The 17,607-nt window shown below is 60.3% G+C and carries 14 protein-coding genes; 10 read left to right on the top strand and 4 right to left on the bottom strand.

Going from position 1 to position 17,607, the window contains the following annotated elements; genetic code table 11:
• Window positions 1–160: 160 nt before the first annotated feature.
• The gene (locus tag ACY8D3_RS19185; protein WP_462380422.1) at window positions 161–820 is read left to right on the top strand and encodes a 7-cyano-7-deazaguanine/7-aminomethyl-7-deazaguanine transporter; all 660 of its coding nucleotides are present in this window, start codon (window positions 161–163) and stop codon (window positions 818–820) included.
• A gap of 63 nt (window positions 821–883) precedes the next feature.
• Here the strand turns inward: ACY8D3_RS19185 and ACY8D3_RS19190 are convergent, their stop codons facing one another.
• Window positions 884–1,786, bottom strand: coding sequence for a D-hexose-6-phosphate mutarotase (locus ACY8D3_RS19190; RefSeq protein ID WP_462380423.1), 903 nt, complete (start codon window positions 1,784–1,786; stop codon window positions 884–886).
• A 194-nt stretch (window positions 1,787–1,980) separates the two neighbouring features.
• Window positions 1,981–2,388 carry an acyl-CoA thioesterase gene (locus ACY8D3_RS19195; protein WP_462380424.1) on the bottom strand — a complete coding sequence of 136 codons (408 nt, stop codon included), beginning with the start codon at window positions 2,386–2,388 and terminating at the stop codon, window positions 1,981–1,983.
• Window positions 2,389–2,703: 315 nt separating this feature from the next.
• Here ACY8D3_RS19195 and ACY8D3_RS19200 point away from each other — a divergent pair, with 315 nt between their 5' ends.
• Both ACY8D3_RS19200 and ACY8D3_RS19205 read left to right on the top strand, forming a co-directional pair.
• Complete coding sequence (locus ACY8D3_RS19200) at window positions 2,704–3,993, top strand: MFS transporter (RefSeq protein WP_462380425.1); 1,290 nt, start codon at window positions 2,704–2,706, stop codon at window positions 3,991–3,993.
• A 75-nt stretch (window positions 3,994–4,068) separates the two neighbouring features.
• The gene (locus tag ACY8D3_RS19205) at window positions 4,069–5,352 is read left to right on the top strand and encodes an MFS transporter (RefSeq protein ID WP_462380426.1); all 1,284 of its coding nucleotides are present in this window, start codon (window positions 4,069–4,071) and stop codon (window positions 5,350–5,352) included.
• Window positions 5,353–6,103: 751 nt separating this feature from the next.
• On the opposite strand, the gene ACY8D3_RS19210 is transcribed toward ACY8D3_RS19205, so the two are convergent.
• Window positions 6,104–6,367 carry a glucosylglycerol 3-phosphatase gene (locus ACY8D3_RS19210; protein ID WP_462384452.1) on the bottom strand — a complete coding sequence of 88 codons (264 nt, stop codon included), beginning with the start codon at window positions 6,365–6,367 and terminating at the stop codon, window positions 6,104–6,106.
• A 196-nt stretch (window positions 6,368–6,563) separates the two neighbouring features.
• Between ACY8D3_RS19210 and ACY8D3_RS19215 the strand changes: the two genes are divergently transcribed.
• From ACY8D3_RS19215 to ACY8D3_RS19240, 6 genes are all read left to right on the top strand, one after another.
• A complete protein-coding gene (locus ACY8D3_RS19215; protein ID WP_462380428.1) occupies window positions 6,564–7,535 on the top strand; it encodes a PstS family phosphate ABC transporter substrate-binding protein in 972 nt (323 codons plus the stop codon).
• Between the two features lie 126 nt (window positions 7,536–7,661).
• Entirely contained in the window at window positions 7,662–9,947 is a 2,286-nt protein-coding gene (locus tag ACY8D3_RS19220) for an ABC transporter permease subunit (RefSeq protein ID WP_462380429.1), read from the top strand.
• Window positions 9,948–10,030: 83 nt separating this feature from the next.
• Complete coding sequence (gene pstA / locus ACY8D3_RS19225; protein ID WP_462384453.1) at window positions 10,031–11,692, top strand: phosphate ABC transporter permease PstA; 1,662 nt, start codon at window positions 10,031–10,033, stop codon at window positions 11,690–11,692.
• A gap of 52 nt (window positions 11,693–11,744) precedes the next feature.
• Window positions 11,745–12,581 carry a phosphate ABC transporter ATP-binding protein PstB gene (gene pstB, locus ACY8D3_RS19230; RefSeq protein WP_462380430.1) on the top strand — a complete coding sequence of 279 codons (837 nt, stop codon included), beginning with the start codon at window positions 11,745–11,747 and terminating at the stop codon, window positions 12,579–12,581.
• 302 nt (window positions 12,582–12,883) lie between these two features.
• Window positions 12,884–13,621, top strand: a complete 738-nt coding sequence (gene phoU / locus ACY8D3_RS19235; protein ID WP_462380431.1) for a phosphate signaling complex protein PhoU — start codon at window positions 12,884–12,886, stop codon at window positions 13,619–13,621.
• A 165-nt stretch (window positions 13,622–13,786) separates the two neighbouring features.
• Window positions 13,787–14,695 (top strand): response regulator, encoded by a 909-nt coding sequence (locus ACY8D3_RS19240; protein ID WP_462380432.1) that lies wholly within the window; start codon window positions 13,787–13,789, stop codon window positions 14,693–14,695.
• A gap of 159 nt (window positions 14,696–14,854) precedes the next feature.
• On the opposite strand, the gene ACY8D3_RS19245 is transcribed toward ACY8D3_RS19240, so the two are convergent.
• Window positions 14,855–16,348, bottom strand: a complete 1,494-nt coding sequence (locus tag ACY8D3_RS19245) for an acetyl-CoA hydrolase/transferase family protein (protein WP_462380433.1) — start codon at window positions 16,346–16,348, stop codon at window positions 14,855–14,857.
• Between the two features lie 319 nt (window positions 16,349–16,667).
• Here ACY8D3_RS19245 and ACY8D3_RS19250 point away from each other — a divergent pair, with 319 nt between their 5' ends.
• The gene (locus ACY8D3_RS19250) at window positions 16,668–17,579 is read left to right on the top strand and encodes a peptidoglycan DD-metalloendopeptidase family protein (RefSeq protein WP_462380434.1); all 912 of its coding nucleotides are present in this window, start codon (window positions 16,668–16,670) and stop codon (window positions 17,577–17,579) included.
• Window positions 17,580–17,607 lie beyond the last annotated feature (28 nt).

The raw sequence follows: 17,607 nt of genomic DNA on the forward strand, positions 1-17,607 counted from the left end.
CAGCTTCGCCTGTGCTTCTCCGCGTATTTTGGTTCTGATTCAACTGGCGACCGATAGCCTGTCCAACAGCGGGCTCGGTCGTTAGAATGCGCGCCGCTTATAGCCCCGTACGGGCAATGGGTTCCCTCACCCCATTCGATTTTTCAAAAAGGATCATCTGATGCATTCCGTTTCCGACACGGTCAATCGACCGGCCTTGGCGTTGCTCATCGCATTTCACGTGCTTGTGATCATCGCCAGCAATTACCTCGTTCAACTGCCCATGACGATCTTCGGGTGGCATACCACCTGGGGCGCGTTCAGTTTCCCATTCATCTTCCTCGCAACCGACCTTACCGTAAGGCTGCTCGGCAAAACGGCCGCTCGCCGGGTGATCGCCCGCGTCATGCTGCCGGCTCTGCTGGCGTCCTATGTGGTGTCCGTGCTGTTTCACGATGGGGTCTATAGCGGTCTCGCCGCCCTGGGCGAATTCAACATGTTCGTCTTTCGTATCGCGCTCGCCAGCTTCCTGGCGTACGTGTTGGGGCAGCTTCTGGATATCCAGGTGTTCGACCGGCTTCGGCGCCTGAAGCACTGGTGGATCGCGCCTACCGCATCGAGTGTGTTCGGACAGGCAATGGATACGCTCGCGTTCTTCTTCATCGCGTTCTGGCAGAGTAGCGACCCGTTCATGGCCGGGCACTGGGTAGAGATTGCGTTCGTCGACTACGTGATCAAGCTCGGCGTCAGCCTGATGCTTTTCGTTCCGCTTTACGGCGTGCTGTTGAAAGCCATCATCCGGCTGTTGCCGTCAAATCAAGCGGCCTCGTCGCGCGCCTGAGTTTGTCGCTGATTTAGGTGTTGGCCCAAGGCAACTGAAGCCAACACCGTGCAGTACAGCCGCTTAACTCAACATCTCGCTACGCAACGTTACGCCGAGTTGATGCATCTGGCCGGGCTTGAGCAGGACGCGGTCGTCCATGACGTTGGCCGTTTCGATGCAGAGCATTTCCTTCCAGCCATCATCAGGGAATTGCGGCGTGCGGGCGGCTTTGTCGATCCAGGGGTTCCACACCACGGCCGACGCCGAGCCACGGCTTTCGAGGGTTATGCGGCGCTCGAAAACGGGGTCGATGATGCTCAGTTCACCCGGGACATCCATGTAGATCCGGTCGGTCTCGGCGGTAAACCGTACCTCGTCAACCTGAAGCTGTTCCTCTTCCCAGCTTTCGAGCGTGTTCAGGTAGCGGCAACCTGCCAGACCATCGATGTGCACCTGATGGATGTCGCCGATGCGGAAGTAGGTATGCAGCGCTTGGCTAAGCGGGAGCGGAATTTCGCCGTCGTTCGTGGTGAACAGGTCGAGGTGCAGGGCATGGTCCAGGCGAATGCGTAGACGGAGCGTCGATTGATGTGGCCAGTCGGCAAATGAAGTGGGCGCATCGAAGGTAAGCTCGACGGATGCGTCGGTTTCCTCGATTTCGCCGAGCTGCCATTCCAGCTGGCGAACCAGGCCATGCTGAGGCGGCTCCGCTCCGTTGTACTGGCCCTGCACATCCATTGGGTTGCGCGCCAATGCACCAAACCATGGCCAGCAAACCGGCACCCCGCCACGGATCGGGCGGCCTTTCTGGCCATCTTCCTCGGGACTCAACCAGATGATAGGAGGTGCGCTCACGCCCCGGCGGTAGCTCATGACCTGAGCACCCTGACGCGCAATGACCAGTTCAGCATCGCCCAGCGTGATACGCAGGCAGGGCAGGGAGCCGTGTTCGACGTGTTCGATGAGCGGAGCGGCGCGGGTCATGGCGTAATCCTGATCGTGGCGAATGGGTGGGTGGCTGCACGGCAATCAACAGGGCTGAACGCTTGCGATATTTCCATATTGGCGCCAGCGGCGGAGGCCATGCCGGGCGCAGCGGACATCGGATCGGGTGCGCCCGTGATTATCCGACTGCCACAAACTGATGCTTGCTGGGAGTCCTGGCAAGTGGGTCGAGTTCAACGCTCGCGGCGTGGCGGCACTGGCCGCGTGCGCCCACTGCCGTCGATGGCGACGAAAACGAACGTCGCTTCCGTGACCTTTCGCCATTCGCTCGAAAGCGGATCGTCGCTCCAGGCTTCGACCAGCATCTTGATCGAGCTGCGGCCGACCTGCAGCGTCTGGGTATAGAACGATAGCTGGGCGCCGACCGCCACCGGTACCAGGAATGCCATGCGATCGATCGATACGGTCGCGACACGCCCCCCGGCCACCTTGCTGGCCATCGCCGTTCCGGCGAGATCCATCTGTGATACCACCCAGCCGCCGTAGATATCGCCGAAGCCATTGGTTTCGCGGGGCAAAGCGGTGATCTGTAACGCCAGGTCGCCCTGTGGCGTCAGGTTCTCGTCTTCGATCTCGATCATGCGGAACGTCTACCTTGGAATTGTGTTTAGGCGTGAGCGCGGTTCTGCTCGAGGCACGGTTTCAGTATATAGACCGATACCCACTGCTTCGACAGTGACGCGAATAATTCACGGGACGCCGTCAGGCGCCCGAAAGGCACACGGTTGAGCTTGCGGGCGCAAAAAACAATGACGCTAAAACGCATAACGGACGTCGCATAAAAGGCTGTTGTTGTTTTATGTCAAGCAGTTGCCATATTTGCTATGGTGTGGTGCCCACAAGTCCGCCAGCGAAGCGGGCTGTGACCCGTCTGCCAGCACTCAAGAGAACAACTCATGGAATCCGCAAACGCCGGAACGCCGTCTGCGTCTCGTCCCCTGACGCGCAGCGACTACAAGACCTTGTCCCTCTCCGCCCTTGGTGGAGCGCTAGAGTTCTACGATTTCATCATCTTCGTCTTCTTTGCCGCCGTCGTTGGAAAGCTGTTCTTTCCCGCCGACATGCCCGAGTGGCTTCGCCTGTTCCAGACCTTCGGCATTTTTGCTGCGGGCTATCTGGCGCGTCCGCTGGGCGGCATCATCATGGCGCACTTCGGCGACCTGCTCGGCCGCAAGAAGATGTTCACGCTCAGCATTTTCATGATGTCCGTGCCGACCCTCATCATGGGTCTGCTGCCGACCTACGAGCAGATCGGTATCCTTGCTCCGATCCTTTTGCTGATCATGCGCATCATCCAGGGTGCGGCGATTGGCGGTGAGGTGCCGGGGGCATGGGTATTCGTCGCCGAGCATGCGCCGCCGCGTCATGTCGGTTACGCCTGCGGCGTGATGACCGCCGGTATCGTCGCCGGCATCCTGCTTGGCTCGCTGATGGCCACCGTGATCAATACGGTCTACACCCCGGAAGAGGTTTCCGCCTGGGCCTGGCGCGTACCGTTCCTTGTTGGCGGTGTGTTCGGTCTGTTTGCGGTGTACCTGCGCCGTTATCTGCACGAAACGCCGGTATTTGCCGAAATGCAAAAGCGCAAGTCGCTGTCAGCCGAGCTGCCGCTCAAGACCGTTGTGCGTGGCCATCTGGGGGGCGTGACCTTGTCGGTTCTGGTGACCTGGTTCCTGACGGCGGCTGTCGTCGTTGTGATCCTGCTGACGCCAACCTTCCTGCAGAGCCTTTACAAGATGAGTGCCGTAATGACGCTCAAGGCAAACAGCCTGGCGATCATCTGTGCATGCCTCGGCTGCATAGTGACCGGGTTCGCCTGTGACCGCATCGGTGGCGGCAAGACACTGATCGCCGGTGCAGTCGGTCTGGGTGTATCCGTCTGGCTCTTCTACAGCAGTATGGCGATGCAACCTGAGCTACTGTTCCCGCTATATGCGCTCTGCGGTTTCTTCGTCGGTACGATCGGTGCCGTCCCGTTCATCATGGTGCACGCCTTCCCGCCTATTGTTCGTTTTAGCGGTCTGTCGTTTTCCTACAACATGTCGTATGCCGTGTTCGGAGGCCTGACGCCCATGGTGGTGTCGCTGCTGGTGAAGTGGTCGCCACTTGGCCCGATGTATTACGTGGTTTCCACATGTGCGCTTGGCGTTGTCCTTGGCCTGTACATGGTCAGCAAGGGACGCTGATCCACAGCCCGTTGTCCTGCATCCATGCCTGCTTCGGCAGGCATGGCACTGCTCCAGACCATAAGAATAAATGTCATGTCATCAGTCTCTGCTGAACCGACCTCGCGCCCGTTGTCCCGCAACGATTACCGAACCCTGACACTGTCTGCGCTGGGCGGTGCGCTCGAGTTCTATGACTTCATCATCTTCGTGTTCTTTGCCGCGGTCGTCGGCAAGTTGTTCTTCCCGCCGGACATGCCCGAATGGCTGCGCCAATTCCAGACCTTTGGCATCTTTGCCGCGGGTTATCTGGCGCGCCCCCTGGGCGGGATGATCCTGGCCCACTTCGGCGACCTGCTGGGCCGGAAGAAAATGTTCACGCTCAGCATCGTGCTGATGACCGTTCCGACGCTTATCATGGGCTTGCTGCCCACCTACGAGCAGATCGGGATCTGGGCGCCGCTTCTTCTGCTCTTGATGCGCCTCATCCAGGGCGCTGCCATTGGCGGCGAGGTACCTGGGGCCTGGGTATTCGTCTCCGAGCACGTCCCGGCCCACAAGGTCGGCCTGGCATGCGGCACGCTTACATGCGGTCTGTCAGTCGGCATCCTGCTGGGTTCGTTGATGGCAAGCATCATCAACTCGTTGTTCACGCCGGAAGAGGTGCTCGCCTGGGCATGGCGTCTGCCGTTCCTGTTGGGCGGCGTGTTCGGGATCCTCGCGGTGTACCTGCGTCGCTGGCTGCATGAGACGCCGGTGTTCACCGAGATGAAAGCGCGGAAGGCGCTCGCCGAAGAGCTGCCCATCAGGACAGTCGTGCGTGAGCATCGCAAGGGCGTCATCGTGTCGATGCTGCTCACCTGGCTGTTATCAGCCGGCATCGTCGTTGTGATCCTGATGACGCCTACGTTCCTTCAGACCCTGTACAAGTTCGACGCGGCGACTGCTCTGCGGGCGAACAGCCTGGCAATCATCTGCCTGGCAGTAGGATGCGTCATCTCGGGTGCGTTGAGCGATCGGTTGGGGGCAGGGCGGGTGATTCTGGCTGGTTGCGGCGCACTCGCCGTAATGTCCTGGGTGTTCTATACCCAGCTCTTCAACTACCCGGAGGCGTTGATCGCGTTGTATGCGGTCACGGGGCTTTGCGTAGGGGTGGTGGGTGCGGTGCCCTATGTCATGGTGCGGTCATTTCCGCCAGTGGTGCGCTTCAGCGGTCTTTCGTTCTCATACAACCTGTCGTATGCCATCTTCGGAGGGCTGACGCCCATGGTGGTATCGCTGCTGGTCAAATGGAGTCCGCTGGGCCCTGCATATTACTTGCTGGGGCTGTGTGCGATCGGCGCGCTGGTCGCCATCTCGTTGATAAGGACAGGGCGCTGAGGCGTCCTGGTTTCCTCCAGGCAACAAAAAACCCGCCGTAGCGGGTTTTCTGTCGATCCAACTCAACGTCCTGTCAAGCTGCCGTCCTGGCGGGATCCATCTTCCTTGAGCGTCTCAGCACGTCCTGTGCCTCACTGACGAAGCCTAGGTTACGGATCGGGCCGGCCGTAGCCAATGGCGAAGTGGATCGACGCCGTGTAAGCCTTTGGCTATTCGTGAGTAAGCCGGCCAATTCGAAGGATGTTCAGGCTTCTCGAGTCTGGACACGGGCTGCTTTTCCCCAGGCAACAAAAAACCCGCCGTAGCGGGTTTTCTGTCGATCCAACTCAACGTCCTGTCAAGCTGCCGTCCTGGCGGGATCCATCTTCCGTGAGCGTCTCAGCACATCCTGTGCCTCACTGACGAAGCCTAGATTACGGATCGGGCAGGCAGCGGCCAATGGCGAAGTCGATCGATGTCGTGTAAGCCTTTGGCTATTCGTGAGTAAGCCGGCCAACTCGAAGGATGTTCAGGCTTCTCGAGTCTGGTCACGGGCCGCTTTTTCCCAGGCAACAAAAAACCCGCCGTGGCGGGTTTTTTGTCGATCCAACTCAACGTCCTGTCGAGCTGCCATCCTGGCGGGATCCTCCATCCTTGAGCGTCTCAGCACGTCCTGTGCCTCACTGACGAAGCCTAGATTACGGATTAGGCGGGCAGTGGCCAATAGCGAAGTGGATCGACGTCGTGTAAGCCTTTGGCTATTCGTGCGCGATCAGTGCGAGGCGCGTCGTACCGCTGGCCCGACACGCCGCCACCGCTTCCAAGAAGGGATCCCATCCAATGCTGCCCAGGGCGCAAGCGAAGCATCGGCCCGGCAGGAACGCCGGTGGTCTGCGTCGACGCCGGGACGGCAAACCTCAGCCAGTACCATCGATGTAAGCCACGACGCATTACCAGTTTTGAAAGCTTCGCCAGGCTGTTGGACAACGGTCAGAAACCCGCGGTCGCTACCGCCACGCTGGGCGCTTGCCCTGATTCAGATCGGCCTGAGGTGTGGCCGTGTCGCCGACCGCCAAGGGCGGGGCATATGTAATCGGTTGTCCCGGCGTCGTTGGGATTGTTCAGAGGGACTAGTGGCCTTTCATCCAACTGTCACATTTGATTCATAGAGTAGTCACACGGCCTCCCGATACTGGCCTCCGCTGACCAACCCAGCCTGCTAGGAGCTAGGAATGAAAATGAATCGTGTGATGGCGGCATTGACTCTGGTCGCCGCCAGTGTGGGCGCGGCGTCTGCCGTAGCCGCTGTCGACCCGGCACTGCCTTCTTATCAGAAGACGTCAGGCGTTTCCGGCAACCTGTCCAGCGTCGGCTCCGACTCCCTGGCCAACCTGATGACCCTCTGGGCCGAAAACTTCAAGAAGGATTACCCCAGCGTCAACGTCCAGATCCAGGCAGCAGGCTCCTCGACCGCGCCGCCGGCCCTGACCGAAGGCACTGCCAACATGGGCCCGATGAGCCGTCCAATGAAGGACAGCGAAATCCAGGCTTTTGAAGACAAGTATGGCTACAAGCCGACCGCCGTTCCGGTTGCCATCGACGCCCTGGCGGTGTTCGTCCACAAGGACAACCCCATCAAGAGCCTGTCGCTGCAGCAGGTCGACGCCATTTTCTCTAGCACCCGCCTGTGCGGTGGTGAGAAAGACATCAAGACCTGGGGCGATCTCGGTCTGACTGGCGAGTGGGCTCAGCGTCCGGTCCAGCTCTTCGGTCGCAACTCGGTGTCCGGCACCTACGGCTACTTCAAGGAAGAAGCCCTGTGTAAAGGTGACTTCAAGTCCAACGTAAACGAGCAGCCAGGTTCGGCCTCGGTGGTGCAGTCCATCTCCAGCACCGTTAACGCCATCGGCTACTCGGGTATCGGCTACCGCACAGCCAGCGTTCGTGCTGTACCGCTTTCGAAGAAAGATGGTGGCGAGATCGAAGAAGCGGACGAGAAGAATGCACTGTCGGGCAAGTACCCGCTGGCTCGCTTCTTCTATGTATACGTCAACAAGGCGCCTAACAAGCCCCTGGCTCCGCTGGACGCCGAGTTCCTGAAGTCTGTTCTGTCCAAGCAAGGTCAGGAAGTGGTCGTGAAAGACGGCTACATCCCGCTGCCGAAGGCAGTGGTCGAGAAGACAATGAAGGAACTGGGTCTGTAAGACCCCCCAAGGGCGGCGACTTCGCTGCCCTGGCAACGAGCCCGCCATCGGAGCAATTCGGTGGTGGGCTTGGTTGTGTCACCAGGCTGTAACTTTTCTGTCACGAAGCACCGCTAGGGTGTGCGCATGAATGACTTGGCGAACGACACCATGACCGCGTCTTCCGCTGGCGATAGCCAGCAAATCGACTTCAATACGCCCAAACTGCGCCGCAAGCGCCGCATCCGTGCACTCAAGGATCGTCTGACGCGTTGGTACGTGTCGATCGGCGGGCTTGCCGTACTGGGTGCGATCACCCTGATTTTTTTCTACCTTGCCTATGTGGTGCTGCCCATTTTTCAGGGCGCGTCCGTCGAGGCACGCGATCCGCTCACGCCAGACTGGCTGCGCAACGAAAGCCGTCCCTTGCTGATGGCCGTCGAAGAGCAGAACGCCGTCGGCATGCACCTGAGCCAGGAAGGATTCCTCCAGTTCTTCGATGTGCAGACGGGCAATGCGATGAACCGCATTCAGCTACCGTTGCCCGAAGGTACTAGCATCACGTCCGACAGCGAGGGCACACCCGGCAGCCGCCAGATCGTGCTGGGCCTTTCCAACGGGCAGGCGCTGTTGTTCCAAGTGGACTATCGCGTCACTTATCCGAATGATGTTCGAGTCATTACGCCGCAGTTGTCCTTCCCGTTCGGCGAGGCACCGATCGATGTAGACGCCCAAGGCCGTCCGCTCGAGCAAATCGCAGTCAGTGCAGGCACCTCCGAGCTGGTCGTCGCCGGCGCGAATGGTCGCGAATTGTCCGTGGTGAAGGTCAGCAGCTCGACGAACCTGATCACTGGCGAAGTCGCCCTTGAAGAAGAGCGCGTGAACCTGCCGCAACTCTCTGAGCCGATCAAGCGCCTTGTACTGGACCCACGCCAGATGTGGCTTTTTGTCATCAATGGACGGGCGACGGCCGACGTGTTCGATCTGCGTCGCGGGGATCTGAATGGGCGTTATCAGCTGCTGGAGGGCTCGGCAGAAGTAACCGAGGTCCATCCGCTGCTTGGCGGCATTTCGCTGATGGTGGGCTCGTCCGATGGCCGTATCGACCAGTGGTTCATGGTCCGCAATGAGCAAGGGCGTTCCGCTCTAACGCATATCCGTGACTTCAAACTGGCGAACGACCCGATCATCCAGATCCTGCCGGAACAGCGACGCAAGGGGTTCGTAGCCCTCGATGAGGGCGGGCGTCTTGGCCTGTTCCATAGTACGGCCGAGCGTACCCTGCTGACCGAGAAGATCGCGGACGGCCCGATCTCGGGCGCACTGTCGCCTCGTTCCAGCTTGCTGTTGCTTGAGTCCGGCAATTCGCTGCGTGCCGTGGATATCGATAACCCGCACCCGGAGATTTCCTTCAAGGCGCTGTGGGGCAAGGTTTGGTACGAGAATTATGGCGGCCCGCAGTATGTCTGGCAGTCGACGTCCGCCAACACTGACTCCGAGCCCAAGCTGAGCCTGGCGCCGCTGACCTTCGGTACGCTAAAAGCCGCGTTCTATGCCATGTTGCTGGCGGCACCGCTCGCGATCTGTGCGGCTATCTATACAGCGTACTTCATGGCGCCGGCGATGCGTCGCAAGGTCAAGCCGGTGATCGAGCTCATGGAAGCATTGCCGACTGTGATCCTGGGCTTTTTTGCGGGCCTGTTCCTTGCGCCCTACCTCGAGGGCCATCTGCCCGGCGTATTCAGCCTGCTGCTGCTTACGCCAATCGGCGTATTGCTGTTCGCGTTTGCCTGGAGCCGCCTGCCAGAACGTATTCGTCTGGCCGTTCCCGATGGCTGGGAAGCCGCGTTGCTTATTCCGATCATCTTGCTGGTCGGCACTGGCTCGCTGTACATGAGTGGGTATCTCGAGAACTGGCTGTTCGGCGGTAACATGCGCGGCTGGCTGGGCGATCACGGCATCAACTTCGATCAGCGCAACGCGCTCGTTGTCGGCATCGCGATGGGCTTCGCAGTCATCCCGACGATCTTCTCGATCGCCGAGGACGCGGTGTTCAGCGTGCCGAAGAGCTTGACCCTGGGCTCCCTGGCACTGGGCGCCACGCCCTGGCAGTCACTGACGCGCGTTGTGATTCTTACCGCCAGCCCTGGCATCTTCTCGGCACTCATGATCGGCATGGGCCGCGCGGTCGGCGAGACGATGATCGTGCTCATGGCCACCGGCAACACGCCGATCATGGACGCGAACATCTTTGAGGGCATGCGTACGCTGGCAGCAAACGTCGCGGTCGAGATGCCTGAATCCGAGGTGGGCAGTACCCACTATCGCGTGCTGTTCCTGGCCGCGCTGGTGCTGCTGTCGTTCACCTTCCTGATGAATACGCTGGCTGAGGTCATCCGGACTCGCCTGCGCAAGAAATACGCGTCGTTGTAATCATGGCCGAGACACGAAACGAACAGAACGCTGCGGGTGGAACGCCGCGGCACGAGCAGACGAAGGTGACGCGCGTGAAACAAATGACCGTCAAGAGCTGGTTCAAGAGCGGCTCGCCCTGGATCTGGATGACCGGCGCCGGCGTCTCCATCGCCGTCATCATGACCATTGGGTTGCTGGCGCTCATCACGGTCCGCGGCATGGCGCATTTCTGGCCTGCCGATGTGATCCAGGCTGAATACACCGTACCGGGCGAGGCGCCACGCCTCCTGGCGGGTGAGCGTGTCGAATCCGAGCAGGTGCCTCGTGCACGTCTCGCCTCGGCCGGCCTGCCGGTGAACGTTGAAGGCGGCGAGTTCATGACCCGCGAGTTGCTCAAGGTCGGCAACCGCGAGGTCTACCCGGCCGACTTCTCCTGGGTAGTCGGCGAGTGGATGGGACACGAAAGCACGCCGCGCGACCTGATGGTCATGGAGCGCCGCGATTGGGGCAATTTCTACGGCTACCTGGTGGATGTTCGTGAGGGGGATCGCGTCATCGCCAGCGGTGAGGCTGCATGGCCGGAGCTACTCAAGCGTGTGGACCGCGTCTCTGAGCTGAACGATCAGATCCAGCGCCTGCAGCGTGTCGAGATCGGCGCCATCAACTATGGTCTGGAGCGGCTACGTCTTGAAGGGCGCCGTCTGGAGCTGAATGACCGTCTGGATGCCACGGCACAAGCCGATCTTGATGCACGCCGTGCCGAGTACGACGCGCAGTACAAGGATCTTGAACAGCGCCTGGGCGAACTCAATCAGGCATTCAACCGCGACTCGGCCACCATCCGCACGGCGGATGGGCATGAGCAAAAGCTCAACCTGAGCCATGTGGTGCGTGCTTACCAGCCGAACGCAATGTCGACGGGCGAAAAGCTTGGCTTCTACTTCAAGAAGATCTGGGAATTCGTCAGCGATGAGCCGCGTGAGGCCAACACGGAAGGCGGTATCTTCCCGGCCATCTTCGGCACCGTGATCATGACGCTGATCATGGCGGTGATTGTGACGCCGTTCGGTGTACTGGCCGCGATCTACCTGCGCGAGTACGCCAAGCAGGGACCGATGACCCGAATCATCCGCATTGCCGTGAACAACCTGGCCGGTGTACCGGCAATCGTATACGGCGTATTCGGCCTCGGCTTCTTCGTGTACGTGCTCGGAGGGTCGATTGATCGGCTGTTCTATCCGGAGGCGTTCCCGGCACCCACCTTTGGTACACCCGGTCTGTTGTGGGCCTCGCTGACGCTCGCGATTCTGGCTGTGCCGGTCGTGATCGTGGCGACCGAGGAAGGTCTTGCTCGTATCCCGCGTTCCCTGCGTGAGGGTTCGCTGGCGCTGGGCGCGACCAAGGCCGAAACGCTCTGGCGCGTGGTCCTGCCAATGGCGAGCCCGGCGATGATGACCGGCCTGATTCTGGCAGTAGCCCGCGCAGCGGGTGAGGTTGCGCCGCTGATGCTCGTGGGCGTCGTGAAGCTCGCCCCGACGCTGCCGGTGAACGGCAACTACCCTTACCTGCACTTGGATCAGAAGATCATGCACCTGGGCTTCCATATCTTCGACGTGGGCTTCCAGAGTCCGAACGTCGAGGCGGCGCGTCCGCTGGTATACGCCACCGCCCTGTTGCTGGTACTTGTAATCGCGTTGCTCAACCTGAGTGCGGTGTTCATCCGTAACCACCTGCGCGAAAAGTACAAGGCGCTGGATCATTAACAGTTGATAGCGGGGCCCGGCCGATTGTCGGGCCCGCGAATCGGAGTGAGACATGCAGCACGAAACCCCTACTCACGGCATCGACATGGCGGCCCTCGGCCGCACCGAGCGCCAGGCGCTGGACCTCAGCCGTGAACCGGTTGCTCTGGATGTACCTGGCCTGAACCTGTTCTACGGCAGTAAGCAAGCGCTGCACGACGTCAAGATGGTCATCCCCAAGCAGCGCGTGACCGCGTTCATCGGCCCGTCCGGCTGTGGCAAGTCCACCTTGCTGCGGACCTTCAACCGCATGAATGATCTGGTGGATGGTTGCCGCGTCGAGGGCGAAATCCGGCTCGACGGCAAGAACATCTACGAAAAGGGCGTCGAAGTCGCTGAATTGCGTCGCCGCGTCGGCATGGTGTTCCAGAAGCCAAACCCGTTCCCCAAGAGCATCTACGAGAACGTGGTCTATGGCCTGCGGATCCAGGGCGTTAACCAGAAGCGCGTACTCGACGAAACCGTGGAATGGGCGCTGAAAAGCGCGGCCTTGTGGGATGAGGTGAAGGATCGCCTGCACGACTCCGCACTTGGTCTCTCCGGCGGCCAGCAACAGCGTCTGGTGATTGCGCGTACCGTCGCGGTCCAGCCGGAAGTTCTGCTACTCGACGAACCCTGCTCGGCACTCGACCCGATCTCGACCTTGAAGGTCGAAGAACTGATCTACGAGCTCAAGAGCAAGTACACCATCGTCATCGTGACCCACAACATGCAGCAGGCGGCGCGCGTGTCGGATTACACGGCGTTCATGTATCTGGGCAAATTGATCGAATACGGGGACACCGATCGGTTGTTCACCAATCCGGAGAAGAAGCAGACCGAGGATTACATCACCGGTCGCTACGGTTGATCGCACCGGCCATGAGAATGGGCGCCATGCGGCGTCAGCGCCGCTTGCCGTACGCGAGTGTACTGCCTGCGCGGCGCTTCCTTGCCTGACACCCCTTCTCAAGGGCCGGACCTTGAGATTGCTGGGTGCAGAGCAAGGGCGGAGGCGTTCATGTGACGCGTGACGCGGTGGCAAGAACGGTAGGGCGCGTGTACGTTGATTGCAGAAAGACTCGCGTGCATGACGAGGCGCTTGCGGCATCAGTTGCGGGCGCAGAGCCAAATGGATAGTTCGTTAGAACCTATACCCGTAAGGGGATCGAGATGATCAATAAAGACGGCCACACACAGCACATTTCGCAGCAGTTCAATGCCGAACTCGAAGAAGTCCGCAGCCATCTGCTCGCGATGGGCGGGCTGGTCGAGAAGCAGGTCAATGACGCGGTCAATGCGTTGATCGACGCCGACTCGGGTCTGGCGCAACAAGTGCGCGACATTGATGACCAGATCAACCAGATGGAGCGCAACATCGACGAGGAATGCGCCCGCATTCTCGCCCGCCGTCAGCCGGCGGCCTCGGACCTGCGTCTGATCATCAGCATTTCCAAGTCCGTGATCGACCTTGAGCGTATCGGCGATGAAGCGACAAAGATCGCGCGTCGTGCCATCCAGCTGTGTGAGGAAGGTGAGGCGCCACGGGGCTATGTCGAAGTCCGCCACATCGGCAATCAGGTGCGCAAGATGGTGCAGGAAGCGCTCGACGCGTTCGCGCGATTCGATGCCGACCTGGCCCTGTCCGTTGCCCAGTACGACAAGACGGTCGACCGTGAGTACAAGTCTGCCCTACGCGAACTGGTCACGTTCATGATGGAAGATCCGCGCTCGATCTCTCGTGTGTTGAATGTGATCTGGGCGCTGCGGTCGCTTGAGCGTATTGGGGACCATGCACGCAATATCGCTGAGCTGGTGATCTACCTCGTGCGTGGCACCGACGTCCGCCACATCGGCCTGCGCCGCATGAAGGAAGAAGTGCAGGGCAGTGCGACAGGCGATCAGGCCTGATCGACCTTTAGCCGGCGGGCTCCGACCCGCCTGGGGCCCGGCGGGTGGTGCCTTTCATCGGGTGCCGCTGTCCCTTCAGCGGGGCGACAGTGACGCCCGGCGGTTCGAATTGGCCATCATTCGCGAAGCGAGGCTATTCTGTACTCCTGATTTCAGGAGTAGCCGATGAGCAAAGTCAGTGTATTGATCGTGGATGATGCATCCTTCATTCGGGATCTGGTGAAGAAATGCCTTCGCGACAATTTCCCCGGTATCGGGCTGGATGAGGCTACCAATGGGCGCAAGGCCCAGCAGATGTTGACCCGCCAGTCGTTCGACCTGATTTTGTGTGACTGGGAAATGCCGGAAATGTCGGGTCTCGAGCTCCTGCAGTGGGTCCGCGAGCAGGATGCTACCCATAAGACACCCTTCATCATGGTGACCAGCCGGGGTGACAAGGAAAACGTTGTCCAGGCGATACAAGCTGGGATTTCCGATTATGTAGGTAAGCCGTTCACCAATGAGCAGCTTGTCACGAAGGTCAAGAAGGCCCTTCACAAGGTCGGCAAACTCCAGGCACTGATGTCGGGTGGCCAGGCGAAGCCCTTGGCGACCAGCGCTTTCGCCAACGATTCCCTGAGTGCATTGACAGGCGGCAAGCCTACTCAGGTCAGTGCGCCCGCACGGGCTGCTGCGCCAAAGGCTGCCCCCGTATCGCCTGCATCGAAGGCATCCAAACCGCCTGTGGCGGGTCGGGGCCAGGCTCAGCTGCGTCTGGCCAGTGGCGCAGCGATGTGCGTCATCAAGGCGCTCAGCCTTCGTGATGCACAGTTGGTGGTCAAGCGTACCGACACCCTCCCGCAGATCCTTGAAAGCGCGGTGCTTGATCTTGAGCAGGGCGAAGCAGGGGATGGCGCCGAAGTGGCGCGTCTCAATGGCTACCTGCACGCCATCTCCGCGCTGGAAGCGAAACCTGACAGCGATTGGTTGCAGATCGTCTTCAGATTCGTCGATCAGGATGCGCAGAAGCTCGATTACCTGTCACGGCTCATCGCGCGCGGTACGGCGCAAAAGCACTTCACCCCCGGCGCCTGAGCCCGATAGGTATGAAGCAGGGGTGGGCCACCCCACGTCGAACGGTACAGAACCGGCAGGATGGGCTTCAGTGGGGAGGCTGAGCTTCAGGGCGCCGCGTCCTTGGTTGGAAGCCTCAAAGGTGGATAGCGCCATAGCCTATCCACCGGTACGTAGCGGTCAGACGGCGATCATTCGGCCCGTTTCTTCCAGATTGATATGCCACTCCATCGCTTCACGCAGGATGTGCGGGGTATGGCCGCCGCGCTGACAGGCACGCTCGAAGTAATCATTGAGCGCAGCGCGATAGTCCGGGTGGACGCAGTTGTCGATAATGACGCGTGCGCGTTCACGGGGCGCCAGGCCTCGCAGGTCCGCCAGGCCCTGCTCGGTAACGAGGATGTCGACATCGTGTTCGGTATGGTCAACATGGCTGACCATCGGAACCACGCTGGAAATAGCGCCCCCCTTTGCAATCGATTTGGTCACGAACACGGCCAGATGGGCATTGCGCGCGAAGTCACCTGAACCACCAATCCCGTTCATCATGCGCGTGCCGCCGACATGAGTGGAGTTCACGTTGCCATAAATGTCGAACTCCAGCGCGGTATTGATGCCGATGATGCCCAGGCGGCGCACGACTTCCGGATGGTTCGAGATTTCCTGTGGACGCAGCACGAGCCGATCCTTGTAATGCTCCAGATTGCCGAACACATCGGCATTGCGACGCGGCGAAAGGGTAATCGAGCTCCCTGACGCGAAGCGCAGCTTGCCGGCGTCGAAGAGGTCGAACGTCGAATCCTGAAGGACTTCGGAATACATCGTCAGGTCGGTGAAGGGCGACTCGATCAGGCCACACATGACCGCATTCGCAATGCTGCCGATCCCGGCCTGCAGCGGGCCCAGGCTGTTGCTCATGCGGCCTGCGTCCACTTCCGCTTTCAGGAAGCCGATCAAATGGTCGGCAATGGCCTGGGTTTCGGTGTCGGGCGGCAGCACGTTGGAGGGTGAGTCCGGCTTGTCGCTGACCACGATGGCAACGATCTTTTCAGGCGGGATCGGAATGGCCGTCGCGCCGATCCGATCATCCACACGGGTCAATGGAATCGGCGTGCGCGTTGGGCGGTAGGTCGGAATATAGATGTCGTGCAGCCCCTCGAGGTTGGGGTTCACCGAGAGATTGATCTCAACGATGACCTGCTTGGCAAAGATCGCGAAGCTGGCCGAGTTGCCCACGGAGGTGGTCGGTACGATATGGCCGTCCTCCGTAATGGCCACCGCCTCGATCACGGCGATGTCGGGACGGGTAAGTTGCAGGTTGCGTAGCTGCTCGACCGTTTCGGACAGGTGCTGGTCGATGAACATGACCGTGCCGTCATTGATGGCCTTGCGAAGCGTGCTGTCCACCTGGAAGGGCATGCGGCGGGCCAGCACCCCGGCTTCGGTCAGCTCCTTGTCCAGATCATTGCCGAGGCTGGCTCCGGTCATGAGGCTGATTTTCAGCGGTTGCGTGCGGGCGCGTTCGGCCAGGGCATGGGGTACGGCCTTGGCTTCGCCGGCGCGGGTAAAGCCGCTCATCCCGACGGTCATGCCGTTCTGAATCAATGCGGCAGCGGCTTCTGCCGTCATGACTTTGTCCCGCAGCGCAGGCAGGCGGACTCGCTCAGCAATCATCTCGTTATCCTCGTACAGCAGGCAATCAGGTCGCGGAGTCTAGTCCTGGGCGCGTCGGACGCCAGCGCGACCTTGGTCGTATTGGAAAATGCCAGGCACAGGCGCGACCGCAAAACGATACGCCTATTGCTATTCAGCCATTCGTCGCGTTTATAAGGCGTTTCGGCCGGGCGTGCCGATAGTATTCCCGTCGTGGCGCCAAGGCCACTGGTTGGCATTTCCGGCCGTTTGCTTTTCTTAAGCACGCGCCATGGCCTGTCTTTTGCTATCTGCCTTGGCTGCATTCGGAAAATGCATTTTTGCCAGGGATCTCCAGTTCATGTTCGGTCGCATATTGTCAGGTTGTCTGCTTTTACTCGTGGCGAGCACATCGTCCGCGGGGGCAATCTACAAATTCGTCGATGCCAACGGCGTGGTGACCTACACAGACCAGAAAACACCCGGCGCGCGGGTCTTCAACCTTCAGGAACTGAAGATGGAGCGGGTGATGGAGAAGAGCATGGACAAGCAGGTTCGGCTCGAGACCAAGAAGCATCCCGCCGGTGAAACCTTGATCGTGCACAACGACCTTTTCGCCCCTGTCGAGGTTGAGCTAAAGCTGACAGGACTGGTCAACGTCAGTGGCGCCCCGGACAAACCTATCAGCTGGGTTGTGCCGCCCCGTAGCCAGATCCGCCTGGCGAGCCTGGCCCCCCGTATAGCCGGCCAGGCAATGCGGTATACCCCCGGCTTTACCTATGCGCTGGGTGACCCGCGCCTCCTGGCCAAGCCTTATGCCTACCCGCATCCCTGGCTCGGTGGGCCCTTTCGCATGACGCAGGGTCCGAACGGCAGCTTCAGCCATAACACCCCCAAGGGCCGTTACGCGGTGGATATCGGTATGCCTGAAGGCACGCCGATCCTTGCGGCACGTGCCGGAGTCGTGGTGAAGGTCGAGAACGACCAGGTGGGTCGGGGTAACAACCCGGCTGGTAACTTCGTTCGAATAATGCACGATGACGGGACGATGGGCGTTTACCTGCATTTGATGCATGCCTCGGTGAACGTCCGGGAAGGCCAGCACGTGGCCGTCGGCGAGCAGATCGCCCGTTCCGGCAATACCGGTCACAGTACGGGGCCGCACTTGCATTTCGTGGTTCAGCGCAACGTTGGGCTGGCAGTTGAGTCGATCCCATTTGACTTCAATCGCCCGGTGGATAGTGGAACGGCTTACGCCATCGGCAGCGAGTAATTGTCCCCCGCAGGGGTCCAAACAAGCG

Source organism: Pseudomonas sp. Marseille-QA0892, assembly GCF_054950135.1.

What these genes read in the sequence shown, in the direction of transcription:
- ACY8D3_RS19185 (WP_462380422.1), top strand. Translation starts at nt 161, where the DNA reads ATGCATTCCGTTTCCGACACGGTCAATCGACCGGCCTTGGCGTTGCTC.
- ACY8D3_RS19190 (WP_462380423.1), bottom strand. Translation starts at nt 1,786, where the DNA reads ATGACCCGCGCCGCTCCGCTCATCGAACACGTCGAACACGGCTCCCTG.
- ACY8D3_RS19195 (WP_462380424.1), bottom strand. Translation starts at nt 2,388, where the DNA reads ATGATCGAGATCGAAGACGAGAACCTGACGCCACAGGGCGACCTGGCG.
- ACY8D3_RS19200 (WP_462380425.1), top strand. Translation starts at nt 2,704, where the DNA reads ATGGAATCCGCAAACGCCGGAACGCCGTCTGCGTCTCGTCCCCTGACG.
- ACY8D3_RS19205 (WP_462380426.1), top strand. Translation starts at nt 4,069, where the DNA reads ATGTCATCAGTCTCTGCTGAACCGACCTCGCGCCCGTTGTCCCGCAAC.
- ACY8D3_RS19215 (WP_462380428.1), top strand. Translation starts at nt 6,564, where the DNA reads ATGAAAATGAATCGTGTGATGGCGGCATTGACTCTGGTCGCCGCCAGT.
- ACY8D3_RS19220 (WP_462380429.1), top strand. Translation starts at nt 7,662, where the DNA reads ATGAATGACTTGGCGAACGACACCATGACCGCGTCTTCCGCTGGCGAT.
- pstA (WP_462384453.1), top strand. Translation starts at nt 10,031, where the DNA reads ATGACCGTCAAGAGCTGGTTCAAGAGCGGCTCGCCCTGGATCTGGATG.
- pstB (WP_462380430.1), top strand. Translation starts at nt 11,745, where the DNA reads ATGCAGCACGAAACCCCTACTCACGGCATCGACATGGCGGCCCTCGGC.
- phoU (WP_462380431.1), top strand. Translation starts at nt 12,884, where the DNA reads ATGATCAATAAAGACGGCCACACACAGCACATTTCGCAGCAGTTCAAT.
- ACY8D3_RS19240 (WP_462380432.1), top strand. Translation starts at nt 13,787, where the DNA reads ATGAGCAAAGTCAGTGTATTGATCGTGGATGATGCATCCTTCATTCGG.
- ACY8D3_RS19245 (WP_462380433.1), bottom strand. Translation starts at nt 16,348, where the DNA reads ATGATTGCTGAGCGAGTCCGCCTGCCTGCGCTGCGGGACAAAGTCATG.
- ACY8D3_RS19250 (WP_462380434.1), top strand. Translation starts at nt 16,668, where the DNA reads ATGTTCGGTCGCATATTGTCAGGTTGTCTGCTTTTACTCGTGGCGAGC.